General features: G+C 74.2%; 10 protein-coding genes. 7 read left to right on the forward strand and 3 right to left on the reverse strand.

Annotated elements, in window-relative coordinates; genetic code table 11:
* The first annotated feature begins 57 nt into the window (after positions 1–57).
* Both ACFYMP_RS03970 and ACFYMP_RS03975 read left to right on the forward strand, forming a co-directional pair.
* Positions 58–852: a sulfite exporter TauE/SafE family protein gene (locus ACFYMP_RS03970; RefSeq protein ID WP_388850079.1), complete on the forward strand. Its 795-nt coding sequence runs from the start codon at positions 58–60 to the stop codon at positions 850–852.
* A 389-nt stretch (positions 853–1241) separates the two neighbouring features.
* Entirely contained in the window at positions 1242–1679 is a 438-nt protein-coding gene (locus ACFYMP_RS03975; protein WP_388850082.1) for a VOC family protein, read from the forward strand.
* 45 nt (positions 1680–1724) lie between these two features.
* Here the strand turns inward: ACFYMP_RS03975 and ACFYMP_RS03980 are convergent, their stop codons facing one another.
* Positions 1725–3302 (reverse strand): alpha/beta hydrolase, encoded by a 1578-nt coding sequence (locus tag ACFYMP_RS03980; RefSeq protein ID WP_388850085.1) that lies wholly within the window; start codon positions 3300–3302, stop codon positions 1725–1727.
* 103 nt (positions 3303–3405) lie between these two features.
* A complete protein-coding gene (locus ACFYMP_RS03985) occupies positions 3406–6393 on the reverse strand; it encodes a lysylphosphatidylglycerol synthase domain-containing protein (protein WP_388850088.1) in 2988 nt (995 codons plus the stop codon).
* Between the two features lie 554 nt (positions 6394–6947).
* On the opposite strand from ACFYMP_RS03985, the gene ACFYMP_RS03990 reads away from it, so the two are divergent.
* The 5 genes from ACFYMP_RS03990 (at position 6948) to nudC (ending at position 18049) form a co-directional block, all read left to right on the forward strand.
* On the forward strand, positions 6948–7391 hold the full coding sequence (locus tag ACFYMP_RS03990) for an MGMT family protein (RefSeq protein ID WP_388850091.1): 444 nt from the start codon (positions 6948–6950) through the stop codon (positions 7389–7391).
* A 1062-nt stretch (positions 7392–8453) separates the two neighbouring features.
* The gene (locus ACFYMP_RS03995) at positions 8454–11762 is read left to right on the forward strand and encodes an ATP-dependent helicase (RefSeq protein ID WP_388850094.1); all 3309 of its coding nucleotides are present in this window, start codon (positions 8454–8456) and stop codon (positions 11760–11762) included.
* A 167-nt stretch (positions 11763–11929) separates the two neighbouring features.
* The gene (locus ACFYMP_RS04000) at positions 11930–15598 is read left to right on the forward strand and encodes a UvrD-helicase domain-containing protein (RefSeq protein WP_388850097.1); all 3669 of its coding nucleotides are present in this window, start codon (positions 11930–11932) and stop codon (positions 15596–15598) included.
* On the forward strand, positions 15595–17016 hold the full coding sequence (locus ACFYMP_RS04005; protein ID WP_388850100.1) for a dipeptidase: 1422 nt from the start codon (positions 15595–15597) through the stop codon (positions 17014–17016). The genes ACFYMP_RS04000 and ACFYMP_RS04005 overlap by 4 nt, the downstream gene beginning before the upstream one ends.
* A gap of 76 nt (positions 17017–17092) precedes the next feature.
* Complete coding sequence (gene nudC, locus ACFYMP_RS04010) at positions 17093–18049, forward strand: NAD(+) diphosphatase (RefSeq protein ID WP_388850103.1); 957 nt, start codon at positions 17093–17095, stop codon at positions 18047–18049.
* A 161-nt stretch (positions 18050–18210) separates the two neighbouring features.
* Here the strand turns inward: nudC and ACFYMP_RS04015 are convergent, their stop codons facing one another.
* Positions 18211–18465 (reverse strand): mycoredoxin, encoded by a 255-nt coding sequence (locus ACFYMP_RS04015; protein WP_388850106.1) that lies wholly within the window; start codon positions 18463–18465, stop codon positions 18211–18213.
* Positions 18466–18528: the final 63 nt, after the last annotated feature.

The raw sequence follows: 18528 nt of genomic DNA on the forward strand, positions 1-18528 counted from the left end.
AGGAATCCAGCCGACCATCGCATGCCCGACACCCCCGGCGGCTGGTGAGCTGGGGGCATGGACGTGGTGACCCTGCTCGGGATCGGGCTGCTGACCGGGCTGACGACGGTGCTCTTCGGGTTCGGTGGCGGTTTCGTCACCGTGCCGGTCGTGGTGTGGGCCGACTCCGCCCTCGGCGCGGACGCGATGCGGGTGGCGACGGCCACCTCGGCCCTGGTCATGGTGGTCAACGCGGGCTTCGCGACCGCCGTCACCCCGCGCCGCACCCTCGCCGCCCTGCGCGGCAGCGTCCCCCTGGTCCTCCTGCTGGCGGCGGGGGCCTCGATCGGGGCGCTCGCCGCGGGGCTGACGCCGCCGGGCCCCGCGCACTGGGCCTTCGTCGCGTACACCGCTCTCACCGTCGTCGACGTGCTCCTGCGCCCCGGCTTCCTGCGCCCGCCGGACGAGACGGCCACCACCGCCCCGCGCCCCCTGCCGACCGTCTCCGGCGCGCCCATCGGCGCGCTCGCCGCCTTCCTCGGCGTGGGCGGCAGCGTCATGACGGTCCCCGCGATGCGCCGTGCCGGCCACCCGATGCGCGTGGCCACCGCCCTGGCCAACCCGCTGACCCTGGCCATCTCCCTGCCCGCGGCAGCTGTTTACCTGACCGGCCCGACCGTGGCTCACCCGAGGACACCATCCCTGGCGGGCCTGGCCGACCTCCGGGCCGCCGCGTTCCTCCTGGCCGGAGCCCTACCGGTGATCGCGCTCCTGCGACGCCGCCCGCCCCGCATCCCGGACCGTGTGCACGCCTGGGCGTACGTCGGCCTGCTCGCGGTGGTGACGGCGGCGATGGTCGTGCTGGGCGGGTAGGGGCCTGGACGGGGACCCGTGCGCACTGTCGTCCCTGGCACCGCATCGAGCGGCGCGGGGCGTTCCCTCGGCGGTCGAGATTCCCGTTCGTTCACTCCGGCCTCCCTCCCGAGCAGTCGTCCGCCTCCTGGTGGCGCCGCAGAAGTACGCGGCTGTCCGTCGCCCGCCTGGTACGCCGCCTGCCCGGCGATCAGCATCCCGGACTCGCGGGCCTCGACATCCGGCGCCGCCTCCGGCCTCGCGGGCGCGTCCTTCTTCGCGAGGGCGGGTGAGGACGGCGCCTCCCCGACCGGCCCCGCCTCGTTTCCCGAAAGGAGGCGTGAACCGGCCGTCCCGCACGGCGTTTTCCCGAAGGTTCCCGACCGGCCCGGATCGATAGCATGCGGCGCATGGCCATCAGACTTGAGAACGTCGGCATCGCCGTCCGCGACCTCGAAGCAACGATCTCCTTCTTCACCGACCTCGGCCTCACGGTCATCGGCCGTGACACGGTCAGCGGGGAGTGGACCGACACCGCCGTCGGCCTGGACGGCAACCACGCGAAGATCGCGATGCTCCAGACGCCGGACGGGCACGGTCGCCTGGAGCTCTTCGAGTACATCCACCCCGAGGCGATCGAGTCCGAGCCCACCCGCCCCCACGACATCGGCATGCACCGCGTCGCCTTCTCCGTCGACGACATCGACGCGGCCCTGGAGACGGCCGCGAAGCACGGATGCCTTCCGCTGCGCGGGGTGGCGACCTACGAGGACGTGTACAAGCTCACGTACCTCCGCGGCCCCAGCGGCATCCTCGTGATGCTCGCCGAGGAGCTGAAGAAGGACTGAGAGACGGCGCGAGGAGCCCCCCGCCCCGGCCGGGAGGGCGTCGCCTCACTGGCACACCTTCCCGCTCCGCGGCACCTTCCCGTCCAGCAGGTACGCGTTGACCGTGTCCTGGACGCAGGGGTCGCCGCTGTCGTACGAGCCGTGGCCCTGGCCCTTGTAGGTCAGTTCGACGCCCACGCCCTTGCCGAGGGCCGCCGCCATCCGGCCCGCCCCCGCGTAAGGGGTGGCGGGGTCGCCGGTGTTGCCGATGACCAGGATGGGGGCCGAGCCCTTCGCCGAGACGTCGGGGTGGTCGGCGGCGCCGGGGACGGGCCAGTCGGTGCAGCTCACCATCGACCAGGCCAGGAAGTCGCCGAAGACCGGGGACGCCTTCCGGAACCTCGGCAGCCGCTTCTGGATGTCGGCCATCGAGTAACGCGGCTTGTCGTCGGCGCAGTTGATCGCGACGTTCGCGGCCTGGATATTGCTGTACGTGCCGTTCTCGTTGCGGCCGTTCATCGCGTCGGCGAGCGCCATCAAAACCCGGCCGTCACCCTCGTACGCCTGGGACAGGCCCTCGCGCAGGTACGGCCAGTAGTCCTTCGAGTAGAGCGCCTGCGCGATGCCGCCGGTCGCCGCCGACTGGGTCAGCTCGCGCTCGCCCAGGCCGGGCAGCGGTTTGCCGTCGAGGCGCTTGAGGAACTGCGCGATGCGCCTCTCCACGTCCTTCGCGGAGCCGCCGATCGAGCACTGGTCCTTCTGCTTCACACAGTCCCGCGCGAAGTTGTCCAGCGCGAGCTGGAACCCCTTCGCCTGTCCCAGGGAGCCCTGCTCGGAGTCCTCCGTCGGGTCCACGACCGCGTCGAACACCGCGCGGCCCACCCGCTTCGGGAACAGGTGCGCGTACACGCCGCCCAGCTCCGTGCCGTAGGAGATGCCGAAGTAGTTCAGCTTCCTGTCGCCCAGCACCTGGCGCATGAGGTCCATGTCACGGGCGGCGTCGGTCGTCGAGACGTGCGGCAGGACCGCCCGCGCGTTCTTCTCGCAGGCCGCGTTGAAATTCTTCGTACCCGTCACGAACTCGTTGCGCTCGGCCTCGTCGTCCGGGGTGTTGTCCTGCTGGAAGTACTGGTCGAGCTGCTTGGCGCTCTCGCACTCGACGGGGGAGCTGCGGCCCACCCCGCGCGGGTCGAAGCTCACGAGGTCGTAGCGGGTGCGCAGCTTCTCGTAGTCGGTGCCGAAGGCCGGCAGGGTCGAGACGCCCGAGCCGCCCGGTCCGCCGAAGTTGAAGACCAGCGAACCGATCCGCTCGCCCTTGTCCTTCGCCGTCGCGCGGATCAGCGCGAGGTCGATCGTGCGGCCCTTCGGCTTGTCCCAGTCCAGCGGCGCCTTCATGGTGGCGCACTGCCACTTGGTCCCGCCCGGCAGCGGGGAGGGCTTGTCACCCGAGCCCTGCGTGTCGTTCGGGGCCGGGCAGTCCTTCCAGCTCAGCTTCTGGGCCTTGGGGTCGCCGCCACTCGGCGCCCCGGCGGCCGAGGAGCCGTCGTCCGAGGTGCACGCGGTGAGTGCGGCGGCCAGGGTCAGGGTGAGCAGGGCCGCGGCCCCGGTCCTCAGAGCCGCGCGGGGCTGGGCGGGAAATGACATGGTCCCATCCTCGTTGTGGGTGATCCGGGACGCTCGGGGCGGGGTCCGGTCGGGTGACTTCCCGCTCGCGTCGGCAGTACTCCTCCGGCGCCCGGAACCGCCGTCAGAGCGCCCCCTTTCTGGTGAGCTGGTTGAAGCACAGCCAGCCCGGCAGGACCGGCAGCCACAGCGTCAGCAGCCGGAAGAGCAGGACGGCGGGCGCCGCGACCTCCTTGGGCAGGCCCACCGCGATCAGGCCCAGCGTCAGCGTCGCCTCGACCGCCCCGACGCCGCCCGGGGTCGGCGCCGCCGAACCCAGCGCGTTGCCCGCGAGGAAGACCACCGCGACACTCGCCAGCGAGAGGTGCGCCGACTCGTCGCCGAAAGCCCGGATGGAGGCGTCCAGGCACATCACGAAACACGCCGTCAGCAGCAGCATCCCGCCGATGCCGGTCAGCAGCTTCTGCGGACGCTGCAACACGTCGAGCATGCGCGGGACCACCCCCGCGAACAGCGACCTGACCCGGGTGACCACGAACTTGCGCAGGAACGGGACGGCCGTCACCACGAGGACCAGTACCGCGACCGTCAGCAGACCCGCGATGACCGTCCTGGACGGCGAGAGCGAGGGCGTCTTCTCCGTCCCCGTCAGATAGCCGAAGGCCAGCAGCAGGACGACGTGCGAGGCCAGCCCGAACAACTGCGAGGCGCCCACACTCGCCACCGCGAGCCCCGGACGCACCCCCGAGCGCTGCAAAAACCGCGTGTTCAGCGCGACCCCGCCCACCGCGGGCGGCGCCACGACCTTCACGAAGGAGCCCGCGACCTGCGCCTGCACCGTACGGCGCAACGACACCCGTTCCGGTACGAAGCCCAGCAGGCTCATCGCGGCGGCCACGTAGCTCAGCGCGGAGAACGCGACGGCCGCGATCACCCAGCCCCACTGCGCCTGGTCGACCAGCTTGCCGAACTCGATGTGGGTCAGCTGCGTCAACAGGAAGTACGCGCCGATCGCGCCCGCGATGAAACTGATCAGGGTGCGTGGCCTGATCCGCTCCAGCCGGGCCGGTTCCACCGGGGCCTGCGGCCGGATGCGGAGCACCTGATGGCGGATCTGGGTCAGCAGATCGTCCTCGCGGGCCTCGTCCAGGGCTTCGTCGATGGCCCGTTTCTCGGCCTGCTTCTCGGCCCGCGCCGCCTTGCGGTCCAGCCCCGCCTCCCCGGCCGCCGCGCGCGCCCGCTTCGTCTCCCGGGACGCGTCGAGCACCGCCTCCCGCTCGCGCTGCGAACGCTCCCTGGCCAGCCGTCGCAAAGTCGCCCGGGTGGACCGGGTCAGCGCGATGGGCTGGAGCAGCGGCAGCGAGTCGGCGACCGCGTCCGGGCCCAGCACGTCCAGCGCGGCGTCCACCGCGCGCCGCGCGCCGACCCGCAGACCGAAGGTCGCGAGCAACTGGCTCACGTCCATGCGCAGCACGAGATCCCCGGCGGCGATCTCCCCGCCCCGCAGATCGGTCAGGATCACCGTGCCGGAACGATCCACCAGGATCGCGTCCCCCGCGAGCCTGCGGTGCGCGATCCGGCGCGACTGGAGCGCCTGGACCTGGCGCCAGGTGTCCCGCATCAGCGCGTCCGTGATCTCCTCGTCGGCCAGCGTGTCCAGCGAACGGCCCCCGGTGTGCTCGTACACCAGCATGACCGCGTCCGGGCCCAGCTCCGAGGTCGCGATCAGACGCGGGGCGTTCGCCCCCGCCGCGATCGCCGCGTACGCGAGCAGCGCCTCCTGCTCCAGCGCCTGCCGCAGCGACTGGAGACTCCGGCTCGTCGTGACCGAGCGCAGCGTCAGCCGCCGCCACACCCGGTAGAAGAAGCCGTGCGCCTGCTGCTCCCGGTCCACGACCGTCACGTCCAGCGGCGGACCGTCCTCCAGCGTCACGAAGTAGCGCCGGCCCCGGTCCGCGTGCTCCGGCGCGTCCGGTACGTCCTCGGCGCGGGCCGCCGACACCGGGTGGAAGCCGACGTGCCGCAGCCCCGCCAGCAGGGTGCGCCCGGTGGGCCGCACATTGGGGGAGCCGACCGCGTACAGCGTGCCGTAGGCCACGCTCCAGCCGATCAGCACGGTCAGCGCGATCGAGAAGGGGGTCGTGTAGCCGACGACGAGCATCGCGAAGGCGTCGAGCAGCAGCACCACCCACAGCACGACCCGCCAGCGCGGCCGGCGCGCCATCCCGACCGCCGTCATGTACGCGATGACCGGCGCGAGATAGCCGTGCACCGGGTCGGTCAGCGCGTGGACGTCGGAGGGCGAGGGCTGGGTCAGCGCGTCCTGGATCGAGTGCGGGGCCGACTTCGCGACCCACAGGTCCGTCGCGAGCGTCACCCCGTGCGCGAGGACGGCGGCCAGCACCCCGTCCGCGATCCGCAGACCGTCCCGCTTGATCAGCCGCTCGATCGCGAAGGCCACCGGGACCAGCAGGACCGCGATGCTGGAGGCCAGCCCCGCGAACTTGATCAACAGGTCGGGTGCGCGCCCCGTACCCTTGCTGATGTCCTGTTCGAGCCCCGAGGTCGTGCCGTGCGCGAAGGCCGCCACCGCGAGCAGTACGGCGATGGCGAGGACCCCGGCGAACAGGCGCACCAGATCGTAGGGACGGTGCACACGGGCCGGGAGCAAGGGCTCGTCGCCCTCGACCTGATCGGCGCGCACGACCCTCTCCTCGTCGTCCCGCACCCCGGCGCGGGAGACGGCGGTCGCGCCGGACAACTCCCCGGCCGCCTTCGCCCGCTCGGCGGCCGCGACCGAGGGGGCCTCGCCGGGGGCCGCGGCCGGGGGCGCCTCGCGGGGGGCTGCGGCCGGGGGCGCCTCGCGGGGGGCTGCGGCCGGGGGGCCCTCGTCGGGGGCCGTGGCCGCGGCGGACTTCGCCGGCCCACTCGTGCCCGCCGGCGTTTCCTCCGGTCTTCCGGCGGGCGTTCCGGCCGGTGTTCCGGCCGTTCCGGCCGGTGTTCCGGCCGGTGTCCCTTCCCGGGGGGCGGTGGTGGCGGGGGTGGGGGGCTTCTGCTGAGGCTCGGTGTTCTCGGGAGCGGGGGCCTTCTCCGGGGGCTGCTCGGTGCGCACGGAGTCGGGGGTCTTCTCCGAGGGCTCGGTGTTCTCAGGAGCGGGGGTCTTCTCCGGGGGCTCGGTGTTCCCCGGGGCGGGAGTCCTCTCCGGGGCCCCCGAGGGTTCCGAGGGCGGGGACGCGGGGGACGCGGGGGACGCGGACGGGCCGGAGCCCGGACGCGGGGGAGTGCCGGCAGAGCTGTCCGGCTCTTCGGAACGCACGCTCTGCCGCCTCGCTGTCTCAGGGAACTCTTGCTGTCGTCGGTCCCGCCTCACGCGTCACCGCCCGCACGATGGTGGCACGGCCCGGTTTCACCAAGGGGCATCAGGGTGCATTTCGGGAGCGTGTGGTCGGGGGGCGTGCGGTTCGGGGGCGTGGGGTTCGGCTGCGCGTGATCCGGGGGTGTGCTGTTCGGGGATGTGCCGTTCGGGGGTGCGCTGTTTCGGGGTGCGCTGTTCCGGGGTGTGCCGTTCGGGGGTGCGCGGAAGGACTCCCGCGCCCCCGAGCGCGCCCGAACACCCTGCGCCGAGGTGGCGGCGGACTGTCGGAGGCATGCGGCAGGATGGTCCGGATGAGCGAGTCGAGGGAGCAGCACCCCGGGCCGCCCGGTCGCCCCGGACCGCCCGAGTACGTCGAACGGGTCCTGGAGGCCGCCGAACTGATCCCGCCCGGCCGGGTCATGAGCTACGGGGACGTCGCCCGCCGCCTGGAGGAGGAGCGCCGGGAGCAGGAAGCCATCACCGGCCGGGGCACCGGCGGCAGCCGCGTCGGTCCCCGGCAGGTCGGCCGGGCCATGTCCCTGTACGGCGGGACGGTGCCGTGGTGGCGGGTGGTCCGCTCCGACGGCGTCCTGCTGCCCGGCCACGAACTGCGCGCCCTGGAGCGGTACCGCGCCGAGGGCACCCCGCTGCGCCCCGCCCCGCGCGCCGCCGAGGGCCACGTGCCCCGGCTCGACATGCGACGGGCGAGATGGCTGGGGGACGAGGGGCAGGAGGAGTCTCAGTCTCACATCTGACAGCTTCGGCCATCGGACACCGGCCCGTCGTCCGGAATACCGCGTGCGCGTCCGCGCCGGTGCGTGTTCCCCGGGGCGTCCGGCGCGCACCCGGCGGACGGACCGAGCGCCTGGCCGCCGCCCTTGGCGTACTCCTGACATGTGCCTTGTACGGGCAACGCTCACGGCGTGAGCACTGCTCTCGCTGTGGGGGCTGTGGGGCCGGTGGGGCCGGTGGTGGGCGTGAGGGCCATGAAGGCAGTCGGGGACATCGGGGACGTCGGGGACGTTGCAGGGGAGAGCGGTGCTCTCGGTGTTGGCGCGGTGCGCGGTGTCGCCACGGTGCTCGGTGTTGCCGTCACTGCGGCTGAGAGCGGTGCTCCCGGTGTCGCCACGGTGCTCGGTGTTGCCGTCGCCGCACCCGAGAGCACTGCTCTCCTCATCGGTCCCGTGCCAGGAGAGAGCGCCGCTCTCGTTGTGGATCTCCCCGTGGAGGGGGGCGCTGCTCACGCTCCCGCCGACACCGCCCGCGAGAGCAGTGCTCTCGCGGGCAGTGCGACCGAAAGGGCTGTTGGGTGGAGCGGTGCTCTCTCTTGGGGCGGGTGTGGCAACAAGAGCAGTGCTCTCTCCGGCAGGAGCAACGAGGGCGAGAGCAGTGCTCTCCTCCATGTTGGCGCCCACAACGAGAGCAGTGCTCTCCCCTGGGGCGTGTGCGACAACAGGGGCAGCACTCTCGCCGTCGGCCCCGTCCCAGCAGAGAGCACCGCTCTCGCCGCGCCCCCCGAGTCCTCCACGCCCCGCGCGCCCCGCGCGTGCGCAAGACCACACCCGGGAAGCCTCCGCTTCACTGGGGAACACACGCCCCGTCGGCGTAGCGTCGAAGGCCGTCGTACGAGTCGTACGAGTCGAACGAGTTGTTCGAGCGGCCCGGGACGGCGGCAGCCCCGGGCCCGGGGCCGGGCCGACCGGCCCGACGCTGCAGCCCGAGCCGCCCGCGCCACCCGAACCAGCCACCGCACCCCGCCCGTACTCGTTCCTCCGACCGTGACCCCACCCGCACCTCCACCAGGACCGGCGAACCACGTGAGCTCCTCCTCCACCACCGTCCCGCACGCCGCGCACCCCGGGGCGCGGCGAGGGACCGCGGGCGGCTACCGACTGGTGCGTACCCCCCAGTCCCGGCCGGGACCCCTCTCCCTGGACGCCGCCCAGCGTGCGGTGGTTGACCACCGCGGCGGTCCCCTCCTCGTCCTCGCGGGGCCCGGCACCGGCAAGACCACGACGCTCGTGGAGTCCGTGGCCGCCCGGATCGAGCGCGGGGCCGACCCCGAGCGTGTCCTCGTGCTCACGTTCAGCCGCAAGGCCGCCGTCGCCCTGCGCGACCGGATGGCGCTGCGCATCGGGCCCGCCGCCGCGCCCCGCGCCACCACCTTCCACTCGTACAGCTACGCCCTGGTCCGCGCCCACCAGGACGGCGAACTGTTCACCGAACCGGTCCGCCTGCTGTCCGGGCCCGAACAGGACCTCGCCGTACGTGAACTGCTGGAGGGGCAGATCGCGCTCGCCGAGGACGGCCGCACCCGCGCCCACTGGCCGCAGGAGCTGCGCGCCTGCCTCACCACGCGTGGTTTCGCCGACGAGGTGCGCGCCGTCCTCGCCCGCAGCCGTGAACTGGGCCTCGGCCCCGACGCGCTCGCCGCGTTCGCCCGGCGCACCGGACGGCCCGACTGGGGCGCGGCCGCCGCCTTCCTCGCCGAGTACCTCGACGTCCTCGACATGCAGGGCGCCATCGACTACGCGGAACTCGTCCACCGCGCCGTCCTGCTCGCGCGCCGCCCCGAGGCCGCCGCCCGGATCGCCGCGCAGTACGACGCCGTGTACGTCGACGAGTACCAGGACACCGACCCGGCGCAGGTGCGCCTGGTGCGGGCCCTCGCCGGGGACGGGCGCACCCTCGTCGCGTTCGGCGACCCCGACCAGTCGATCTACACCTTCCGGGGCGCCGACGTGAACGGCATCCTCGACTTCCCCGACGCCTTCCCCACCGCGCACGGCGCCCCGGCCCCCGTCGCCGTCGTGCCCACCGCGCGGCGCGGCGCCCAGCGCGTGCTGGCCGCGACCCGGCAGCTCACCCAGCGCATGCCGCTCACCCGGCTGCCCGCCGACAAGGTCCGCGCCCACCGCGAACAGCGGCCCACCCGCAGTGGCGGACGCGTCGAGGCGTACACGTACCCGACGGCGGGCGCCGAGGTCGACAACATCGCCGACATCCTGCGCCGCGCCCACCTCGAAGAGGGCGTGCCCTGGGGCGAGATGGGCGTCCTCGTGCGGGCCGGAGCCCGGCTGCCCGCCGTCCGCCGCTCCCTCACCGCCGCCGGGGTCCCGCTCGACATAGACGGTGACGACCTCCCGTTGCGCCACGAACCCGCCGTACAGCCCCTGCTCACCGCGTTGCGGGCGGTCGCGAGCGAGGCGGCGGCGGCGCCCGCCGGGGACCGGGCGCGGGAGGACGCCCCCGCGTGGCTCGGCACCGAGACCGCGCTCGACCTGCTCACCTCCCCGCTCGCCGGGATGGACGCCGCCGACCTGCGGCGCCTGGGCCGGGCCCTGCGCGCCGAGGAACGCGCGGCCGGCAACCCCGTGCCGCCGCCCTCCGACGTGCTCGTCGCCCGTGCCCTCGCCGAGCCCGAACGCCTCCTCGTCCACGAGGACCGCTACGCGCGCGCCGCCCGCGACCTCGGCCGGCTGCTCGGCGCCACCCGCGAACTGCTCGCCAAGGGCGGCACCGCCGAAGAGGCCCTGTGGCGGCTGTGGAACGGCACCGAGTGGCCGCGCCGCCTCGAACGCTCCGCCCGCCGGGGCGGCGCCGCCGGACGCAACGCCGACCGCGACCTCGACGCCGTGTGCGCCCTGTTCGCGACGGCCGCCCGCGCCGAGGAACGCACCGGAGGCCGGGGCGCCCTCAACTTCCTCGCCGAGACCGAGGCGCAGGACATCGCCGCCGACACCCTCAGTGGCCGCGCCGTACGCCCCGACGCGGTACGCCTCATGACCGCGCACCGCGCCAAGGGCCTGGAGTGGAGCCTCGTCGTGGTCGCCGGGGTCCAGGAAGGCGTGTGGCCCGACCTGCGCCGGCGCGGCTCACTCCTGGAGGCCGACCGCATCGGGCGCGACGGCCTCGCCGAACCCCTCACCCCCGGCGCCCTGCTCGCCGAGGAACGCCGCCTGTTCTACGTCGCCGCCACCCGGGCCCGCGACCGGCTCGTCGTCACCGCCGTGAAGGCCCCCGCTGAGGACGGCGACCAGCCCTCGCGCTTCCTCACGGAACTCGGCGTGCCCCCGCAGGACGTCACCGGACGCCCGCGCCGCCCGCTCGCCGTGCCCGCCCTGGTCGCCGAACTGCGCGCCACGACCGTCGACCCGCACGCCACGCCCGCGCTGCGCGAGGCCGCCGCCCGCCGGCTCGCCCGGCTCGCCGCGCTCACCGACGAGGACGGGCGTCCCCTCGTGCCCGCCGCGCACCCCGACCGCTGGTGGGGCCTCAACGAGACCACCGGCAACGACACCCCCGTACGTGATCCGCAGGCGCCCGTCGCGCTGTCCGGCAGCGCCCTCGACCAGCTCGTCAACGTGTGCGCCCTCCAGTGGTTCCTGGGCCGCGAGGTCAAGGCCGACGCCCCCGCCACCGCCGCGCAGGGCTTCGGTAACGTCGTGCACGTACTCGCCGACGAGGTCGCCTCCGGGCGCAGCCCCGCCGACCTCGACGTCCTCATGGAACGGCTCGACACCGTGTGGGACGGGCTGTCCTTCGACGCGCCCTGGAAGTCGCTCCAGGAGAAGGAGAACGCCCGCGCCGCCCTCGAACGCTTCCTGCGCTGGCACGTCCTGGACCGCTCCGGGCGCACCCCCGTCGCGAGCGAACAGCCCTTCGACGTGACGCTGGAGGCCGGGGGCCACGAGATCCGCGTCCGTGGCTCCATGGACCGCGTCGAGACCGACCCCCTCGGCCGCGCCTACGTCGTCGACTTCAAGACCGGCAAACACGCCCCCGCCTCCGCCGAGGTCGCCCACCACCCCCAGCTCGCCGTCTACCAGCTCGCCGTCCGGCAGGGCGCGCTGGACGAGGTCTTCGGCGGAGTGCGGCCCGAGGCGGGCGGCGCCGAACTCGTCCACCTGCGTCAGGGCGCGGCCAGGAAGGACGGCGGCGAGAGCCTCCCGAAGATCCAGGCCCAGGAGCCGCCCGAGGGAGACTGGCTCCCCGGACTGCTCGGCGAGGCCGCGGGCCGCGTCCTCAACGAGCGCTTCCTGCCCGCTCCCGGCGGCCACTGCGCGCACTGCTCCTTCCGCTCCTCGTGCAGCGCCCAGCCGGAGGGACGGCAGGTGGTCGAGTAGCGCCGCGCCCCGGTCGCGGCTCGTGAGTGACCCCGGGCCCGGCTTGTGCGTGCCGTCGGTCCCGGCTTGTGAGTGCCCCCGGCCCCGGTTCATCGGGCGTCCCGTCGCGGGCGTCCCGCCGCGGGCGTCCGGCGGCACTGTCCGAGCGCCCGGTTAACCTCGTCAAAGTGACCGCACGTCTCACCCACCCGGCCCAGCTCAACGACCTGCTGGGCATCCCCTTCACGCCGGAGCAGACGGCCTGCATCACCGCGCCGCCCGCTCCGCAGGTCGTCGTGGCCGGGGCCGGATCGGGCAAGACGACGGTCATGGCCGCCCGCGTCGTCTGGCTCGTCGGGACCGGAGCCGTCGCCCCCGAACAGGTCCTCGGGCTGACCTTCACCAACAAGGCCGCCGGGGAACTCGCCGAACGGGTGCGCGCCTCCCTCGTCAAGGCCGGGGTCATGGACCCCGACCCGGACCCGGCGAGCGCCGCCGAGCCGCCCGGCGAACCCGTCATCTCCACCTACCACGCCTTCGCCGGACGGCTGCTGACCGACCACGGGCTGCGCCTGGGCCTGGAGCCCTCCGCGCGGCTGCTCGCCGACGCGACCCGCTTCCAGCTCGCCGCCCAGGTGCTGCGCGAGGCCCCCGGCGCCTACCCGGCCCTCACCCGCGGCTTCCCCGATCTGGTGAGCGACCTGCTCGCGCTCGACTCCGAACTGTCCGAGCACCTCGTCGACCCGGCCGCGCTCACCACGTACGACAAGGACCTCCTCGACCGTCTCGAAGGTGTCCGGCTCAGCAACGCCGACCTGCGCAAAGTCCCCGAGACGGCAGCCGCGCGGCTCGCCCTCACCGGCCTCGTCCACCGCTACCGCGCCGCCAAACGCGAACGCGACCTCCTCGACTTCGGCGACCAGATCGCCCTGTCCGCCCGCCTCGCCCGCGAGCACCCCGAGGTCTCCGCCGCGCTGCGCACCGAGTTCCGCATCGTGCTGCTGGACGAGTACCAGGACACCTCCGTCGCCCAGCGCGTCCTGCTGTCCTCCCTGTTCGGGCGGGGCAGCGGCCACCCCGTGACCGCCGTCGGCGACCCCTGCCAGGCCATCTACGGCTGGCGCGGCGCCTCCGTCGCCAACCTCGACGACTTCCCCCAGCACTTCGCGCACGCCGACGGCCGCCCCGCCGACCGCTACGCGCTCAGCGAGAACCGGCGCAGCGGCGGCCGCCTGCTCGACCTCGCCAACACCCTCGCCGCACCGCTGCGCGCCCTGCACGCCGGGGTCGAGGCCCTGCAACCCCCGGCCGGGAAGGAACGCGAGGGCGCCGTGCGCTGCGCGCTCCTGCCCACCCACGCCGAGGAGATCGACTGGCTCGCCGACTCCGTCGCCCACTACGTCCGCACCGGCACCCCGCCGCAGCAGATCGCCGTCCTGTGCCGCACCGCGACCGACTTCGCCGAGATCCAGGGCGCCCTCGTCGCCCGTGACGTACCCGTCGAGGTCGTGGGCCTGTCCGGGCTGCTGCACCTGCCCGAGGTCGCCGACCTGCGCGCGACCTGCGAGGTGCTCCAGGACCCGGGCGCCAACGCCTCCCTCGTCCGCCTCCTCACCGGGCCCCGCTGGCGCATCGGCCCGCGCGACCTCGCCCTGCTCGGCCGCCGCGCCCGCCACCTCGTACGGGACCGGGGCGCCGGCTCCGAGGACCCGGACCGGCGGCTCGCGGAGGCCGTCGAGGGCGTCGACCCGGCCGAGGTCGTGTCCCTCGCCGACGCCGTCGACACCTTCGTCGGAGGCGAGGGCACCGCCGAGAGCGAGGACGGCCTCAGCTTCTCGCCCGAGGCCCGTATCCGCCTGGCCCACCTCGGCCGCGAACTGCGCGAACTGCGCCGCAGCCTCGCCGACCCCCTCATGGACGTCCTGCACCGCGTCCTCGCGGTGACCGGCCTCGAAGTCGAACTCTCCGCCTCCCCGCACGCGCTCGCCGCCCGCCGCCGCGAGACCCTCTCCCACTTCCTCGACGTCGCCGCCTCCTTCGCCGCCGCCGACCCCGGCGCCTCCCTGCTCGCCTTCCTCGGCTTCCTGCGCACCGCCGTCCAGTACGAGAAGGGCCTCGACACCGCGCTGCCCGGCGGCGAGAACACCGTCAAGGTGCTGACCGCGCACAAGTCCAAGGGGCTGGAGTGGGACATCGTGGCCGTCCCCGGCCTCGTCACCCGGCAGTTCCCCAGCGAACAGGGCCGCGAGAAGTGGACGGCCCAGCCCAAGGTCGTCCCGCACGCCCTGCGCGGCGACGCCGCGACCCTCCCCGACGTGGCCGACTGGGACGGCAAGTCCCTGCGCGCCTTCCAGGAGGACATGCGCGCCCACCAGCTCACCGAGGAACTGCGCCTGGGCTACGTGACCTTCACCCGCCCCCGCTCGATCCTCCTCGGCTCCGGCCACTGGTGGGGCCCCAGCCAGAAGAAGCCGCGCGGCCCCTCCGGCTTCCTCACCGCGCTGTACGAGCACTGCGTGCGCGGCAACGGCGAGATCGAGGTCTGGGCCGACCCGCCCGCCGAGGACGAGGAGAACCCGGCACTCGGCGAGGACCGCGCCGCCCACGCCTGGCCGCTCCCGCTCGACCCCGAGGCGATGCGCCGGCGCCGCACCGCGGCCGCCCGCGTCCGCGCCCTCCTCGACACCCCGGCACCCGCCGCCGCGCCGCCCGGCCCCGCCCCGCGGCCGTACGACCCGGACTGGCCGCCGCCCCCGGAGGACCTGGACATCGAGGACGGGAGAGGGGCGGAGGGGACCGACGCGGGCGGCCCCGGCTTCGACGAGGCCGAACACGACCTCGTGCTCGACTGGGAGGAGCTGCCGACCGAGCGGCCCGCCGCCCCGGCCCCCGGCGCCCGGCCGACGGGCACCCTCCCGCGGCAGACGCGCCCCGCGCCGCCCCCGGAAGAGGGACCTCGGCCCCCCGGGATCGACGAGGACCCCTTCGCGCCCGACGAGGACCCCCCCGGGCCCGACGAGGACCCCTTCGCGCCCGACGAGGAGCCGCTCAGCCCCGAGGAGGTCCGCGCCGTCGCCTCCTGGGACCGGGATCTCGACGCGCTCGCCGGGGAGCTGCGCCGGGCCGCGGCGACCGTCCGCGAGGTCCCCGTGCCCGCCTCGCTCACCGCGACCCAGCTGCTGCGCCTGGCCGCCGACCCCGACGGTTTCGCCCGCGAACTGGTCCGGCCCCTGCCGCAGCCGCCGAAACCGGCCGCCCGGCGCGGCGTCCGCTTCCACACCTGGCTGGAGACCCGGCTCGGCGCCGGCTTCGAGGAGACGCCCCTGCCCTTCCCCGACGAGCCCGACCCCGAGGACGACCCAGACCTCCACGCGGACCGGCCGGACGCGGACGGCATCACCGACGAGTACGACCTCGCCGGCCTCAAGGAGGCGTTCGAACGCACCCCGTACGCGCGCCGCACCCCGTACCGCGTCGAGGTCCCCTTCCAGATGAGCCTCGCCGGGCGCGTCGTCCGGGGCAGGATCGACGCCGTCTTCAAGGACGGCGAGGGCGCCGGTGCCACGTACGAGATCGTCGACTGGAAGACCGGCCGCGACGAGCGCGGCGCCGACCCGCTCCAGCTCGCCGTCTACCGCCTGGCCTGGGCGGAACGCCTCGGAGTCGACCCCGGGAAGGTCACCGCCACCTTCCTGTTCGTACGCACCGGCCGGGCCGTGCGCCCCGGGGGGCTGCCCGGCCGCCCCGAACTCGAACGACTGCTGCGGGAACCGGAGCCCGCCCCGCCCGCCGGCGAGGACGGCGAGAACGCCTCCGGGCGAGGTCAGGGCGGCGGGCCGATAGGCTCGGGGACATGAGCACGCCCCCCGGTGGTGCCGACAGCGAGGTCGGCGCCGTACGCACGTACGTCCACAGCCACAGCGCCGCCTTCCTCGGCGAACTCGCCGAATGGCTCCGCATCCCCTCGGTCTCCGCCCAGCCCGAACACGCCGACGACGTACGGCGCGGCGCCGACTGGCTGGCCGGGAAACTGCGCGACACCGGCTTCCCGGTCGTCGAGATCTGGGACACCCCCGGCGCGCCCGCCGTCTTCGCGCACTGGCCCGCCGAGGACCCCGCCGCCCCCACCGTCCTCGTCTACGGCCACCACGACGTGCAGCCCGCCGCCCTGGCCGACGGCTGGCACTCCGAGCCCTTCGCCCCCGAGATCCGCGACGGAAAGCTGTACGCGCGCGGCGCCGCCGACGACAAGGGCCAGGTGTTCTTCCACACACTCGGTCTGCGCGCCCACCTCGCCACCACCGGCCGCAGCGCCCCCGCCGTCCACCTCAAACTCCTCGTCGAAGGGGAGGAGGAGTCCGGCTCCCCGCACTTCCGCGCCCTCGTCGAGGACCGCGCCGACCGCCTCGCCGCCGACACCGTCGTCATCTCCGACACCGGCATGTGGGACGAGACGACGCCCACCGTGTGCACCGGCATGCGCGGCCTCGCCGAGTGCGAGCTCGTCCTGCACGGGCCCGAGCAGGACATCCACTCCGGCTCCTTCGGCGGCGCCGTGCCCAACCCGGCCACCGCCCTCGCCCGCGTCGTCGCGGCCCTCCACGACGAGGAGGGCCGCGTCACCGTCCCCGGCTTCTACGACGGGATCACCCCGCTCACCGAGTACGAACGGCGCCTCTTCGCGGAACTCCCCTTCGACGAGGAGGACTGGCTGCGCACCGCGAAATCCCGGGCCACCGCGGGTGAATCCGGTCACACCACACTGGAGCGCGTCTGGGCCAGGCCCACCGCCGAGGTCAACGGGATCGGCGGCGGCTACCAGGGCGAGGGCAGCAAGACGATCATCCCGTCCTCGGCCTTCGTGAAGCTCTCCTTCCGGCTCGTCGAGGGCCAGGAGCCGGAGCGGATCGAGCAGGCCGTACGGGACTGGGCGCTGGCCCGCGTCCCCGAGGGGCTGCGCGCCGAGATCTCCTTCGCCGCGTCCACCAGGCCCTGTCTGACGCCGCTGAGCCACCCCGCGCTCCAGTCCGTCGTCCGCTCCATGGAGAAGGCGTTCGGCCGGCCCGTCCGCTTCACCCGCGAGGGAGGCTCCGGCCCCGCCGCGGACCTGCGCGACGTCCTCGGCGCCCCCGTCCTCTTCCTCGGCGTCTCCGTCCCCTCCGACGGGTGGCACGCCCCCGACGAGAAGGTCGAACTCGACCTCCTCCTCAAGGGCGCCGAGGCCAGCGCCCATCTGTGGCAGGACCTCGCCGACCACTGGAGCGAGGCACACTGAGAGACGGAGCCCCACCGCCCCGCCGCCCGAACCGTGACCACCGCACCATCGCACCTTGGGGGAGTTGGAAGTACCTGTGACCACCCGGAACGACCGCACCACCGACACCACCGCCCGGCCCATCTCCCTCACCGCGCCCAGCGGCATCGACCGCGCCGCCCACCACCGTCTCGACGAGGCGTGGCTGGCGGCGGCCTGGAGCCACCCCAGCACCCGGGTCTTCGTCGTGTCGGGCGGCCAGGTGCTCCTGGACGAGACCGAGGACGGCCGCACCGAGATCGTCATGACGCCGAGCTTCGAGGCGCCCATGACCGAGGCACACCGCTACTTCCTGGGCACCGACGAGGACGGGGTCTGCTACTTCGCGCTCCAGAAGGACAGCCTGCCCGGCCGCATCGACCAGTCCGCCCGCGCGGCGGGACTGCGTGAGGCCGGGATGCTGCTGTCCGACCGCGAGGCCGGCCTCATGGTGCACGCCGTCGCCCTGGAGAACTGGCAGCGACTGCACCGCTTCTGCTCCCGCTGCGGCGAACGCACCGTCATCGCCGCCGCCGGGCACATCCGCCGCTGCCCCGCCTGCGGGGCCGAGCACTACCCGCGTACCGACCCGGCGGTGATCATGCTCGTCACCGACGAGGAGGACCGCGCCCTGCTCGGACGCCAGGTGCACTGGCCCGAGGGCCGCTTCTCGACCCTCGCCGGTTTCGTCGAACCCGGCGAGACCATCGAGGCCGCCGTACGCCGCGAGGTGTTCGAGGAGGCCGGAGTGACCGTGGGCCCCGTCGAGTACGTCGCGAGCCAGCCCTGGCCCTTCCCCTCCAGCCTCATGCTCGGCTTCATGGCCCACGCGACCTCCCCGGAGATCACCGTGGACGGCGAGGAGATCGAGGAGGCCCGCTGGTTCTCCCGGGAGGACCTGCGCTCCGCGATAGAGGCCGGAGAGGTCCTGCCGCCCTTCGGCGTCTCCATCGCCGCCCGCCTCGTCGAACTCTGGTACGGGAAGCCGCTGCCGAAGCCGCTCAACCGGGGCTGACGCGACCCCGGCCGCCCCTGCACCCGTACGGCGGCCCGGCCGGCGCGCGTGACCCGCGTGAGCGGCCCGGGACGCACGGAGCCCCCTGCCGGACGGATACTCCGGCAGGGGGCTTCGGTGTTCCCCGGTCGGGGCCGGCGCGCGGCGGCCCCGGGCCGTGGTCAGGCGCCGAGGGCCTGCTTGACCTGGGCCAGCGAGGGGTTGGTCATGACCGACTCGGTGCCGGACTCGGCCGTCACCAGCACGGTGGGCACGACCTGATTGCCGTCGTTCACCTTCTCCACGAACTCGGCCGACGCGGGGTCCTGCTCGATGTTGATCTCGCTGTACGCGATGCCCTCGCGGTCCAGCTGGCCCTTGAGCCGGCGGCAGTAGCCGCACCAAGTGGTGCTGTACATCGTCACGGTGCCCGGCATGTCTCTCGTACTCCTTCGCCCCTCGGGTCGCGGCCTCCCATGAGGTCGACGCACACAGTGAAC

This window comes from Streptomyces sp. NPDC007088 (assembly GCF_042869355.1).
Classification (GTDB): domain Bacteria; phylum Actinomycetota; class Actinomycetes; order Streptomycetales; family Streptomycetaceae; genus Streptomyces.

Coding starts and splice junctions, on each gene's coding strand:
- ACFYMP_RS03970 (WP_388850079.1), top strand. CDS start 58: ATGGACGTGGTGACCCTGCTCGGGATCGGGCTGCTGACCGGGCTGACG.
- ACFYMP_RS03975 (WP_388850082.1), top strand. CDS start 1,242: ATGGCCATCAGACTTGAGAACGTCGGCATCGCCGTCCGCGACCTCGAA.
- ACFYMP_RS03980 (WP_388850085.1), bottom strand. CDS start 3,302: ATGTCATTTCCCGCCCAGCCCCGCGCGGCTCTGAGGACCGGGGCCGCG.
- ACFYMP_RS03990 (WP_388850091.1), top strand. CDS start 6,948: ATGAGCGAGTCGAGGGAGCAGCACCCCGGGCCGCCCGGTCGCCCCGGA.
- ACFYMP_RS04005 (WP_388850100.1), top strand. CDS start 15,595: ATGAGCACGCCCCCCGGTGGTGCCGACAGCGAGGTCGGCGCCGTACGC.
- ACFYMP_RS04015 (WP_388850106.1), bottom strand. CDS start 18,465: ATGCCGGGCACCGTGACGATGTACAGCACCACTTGGTGCGGCTACTGC.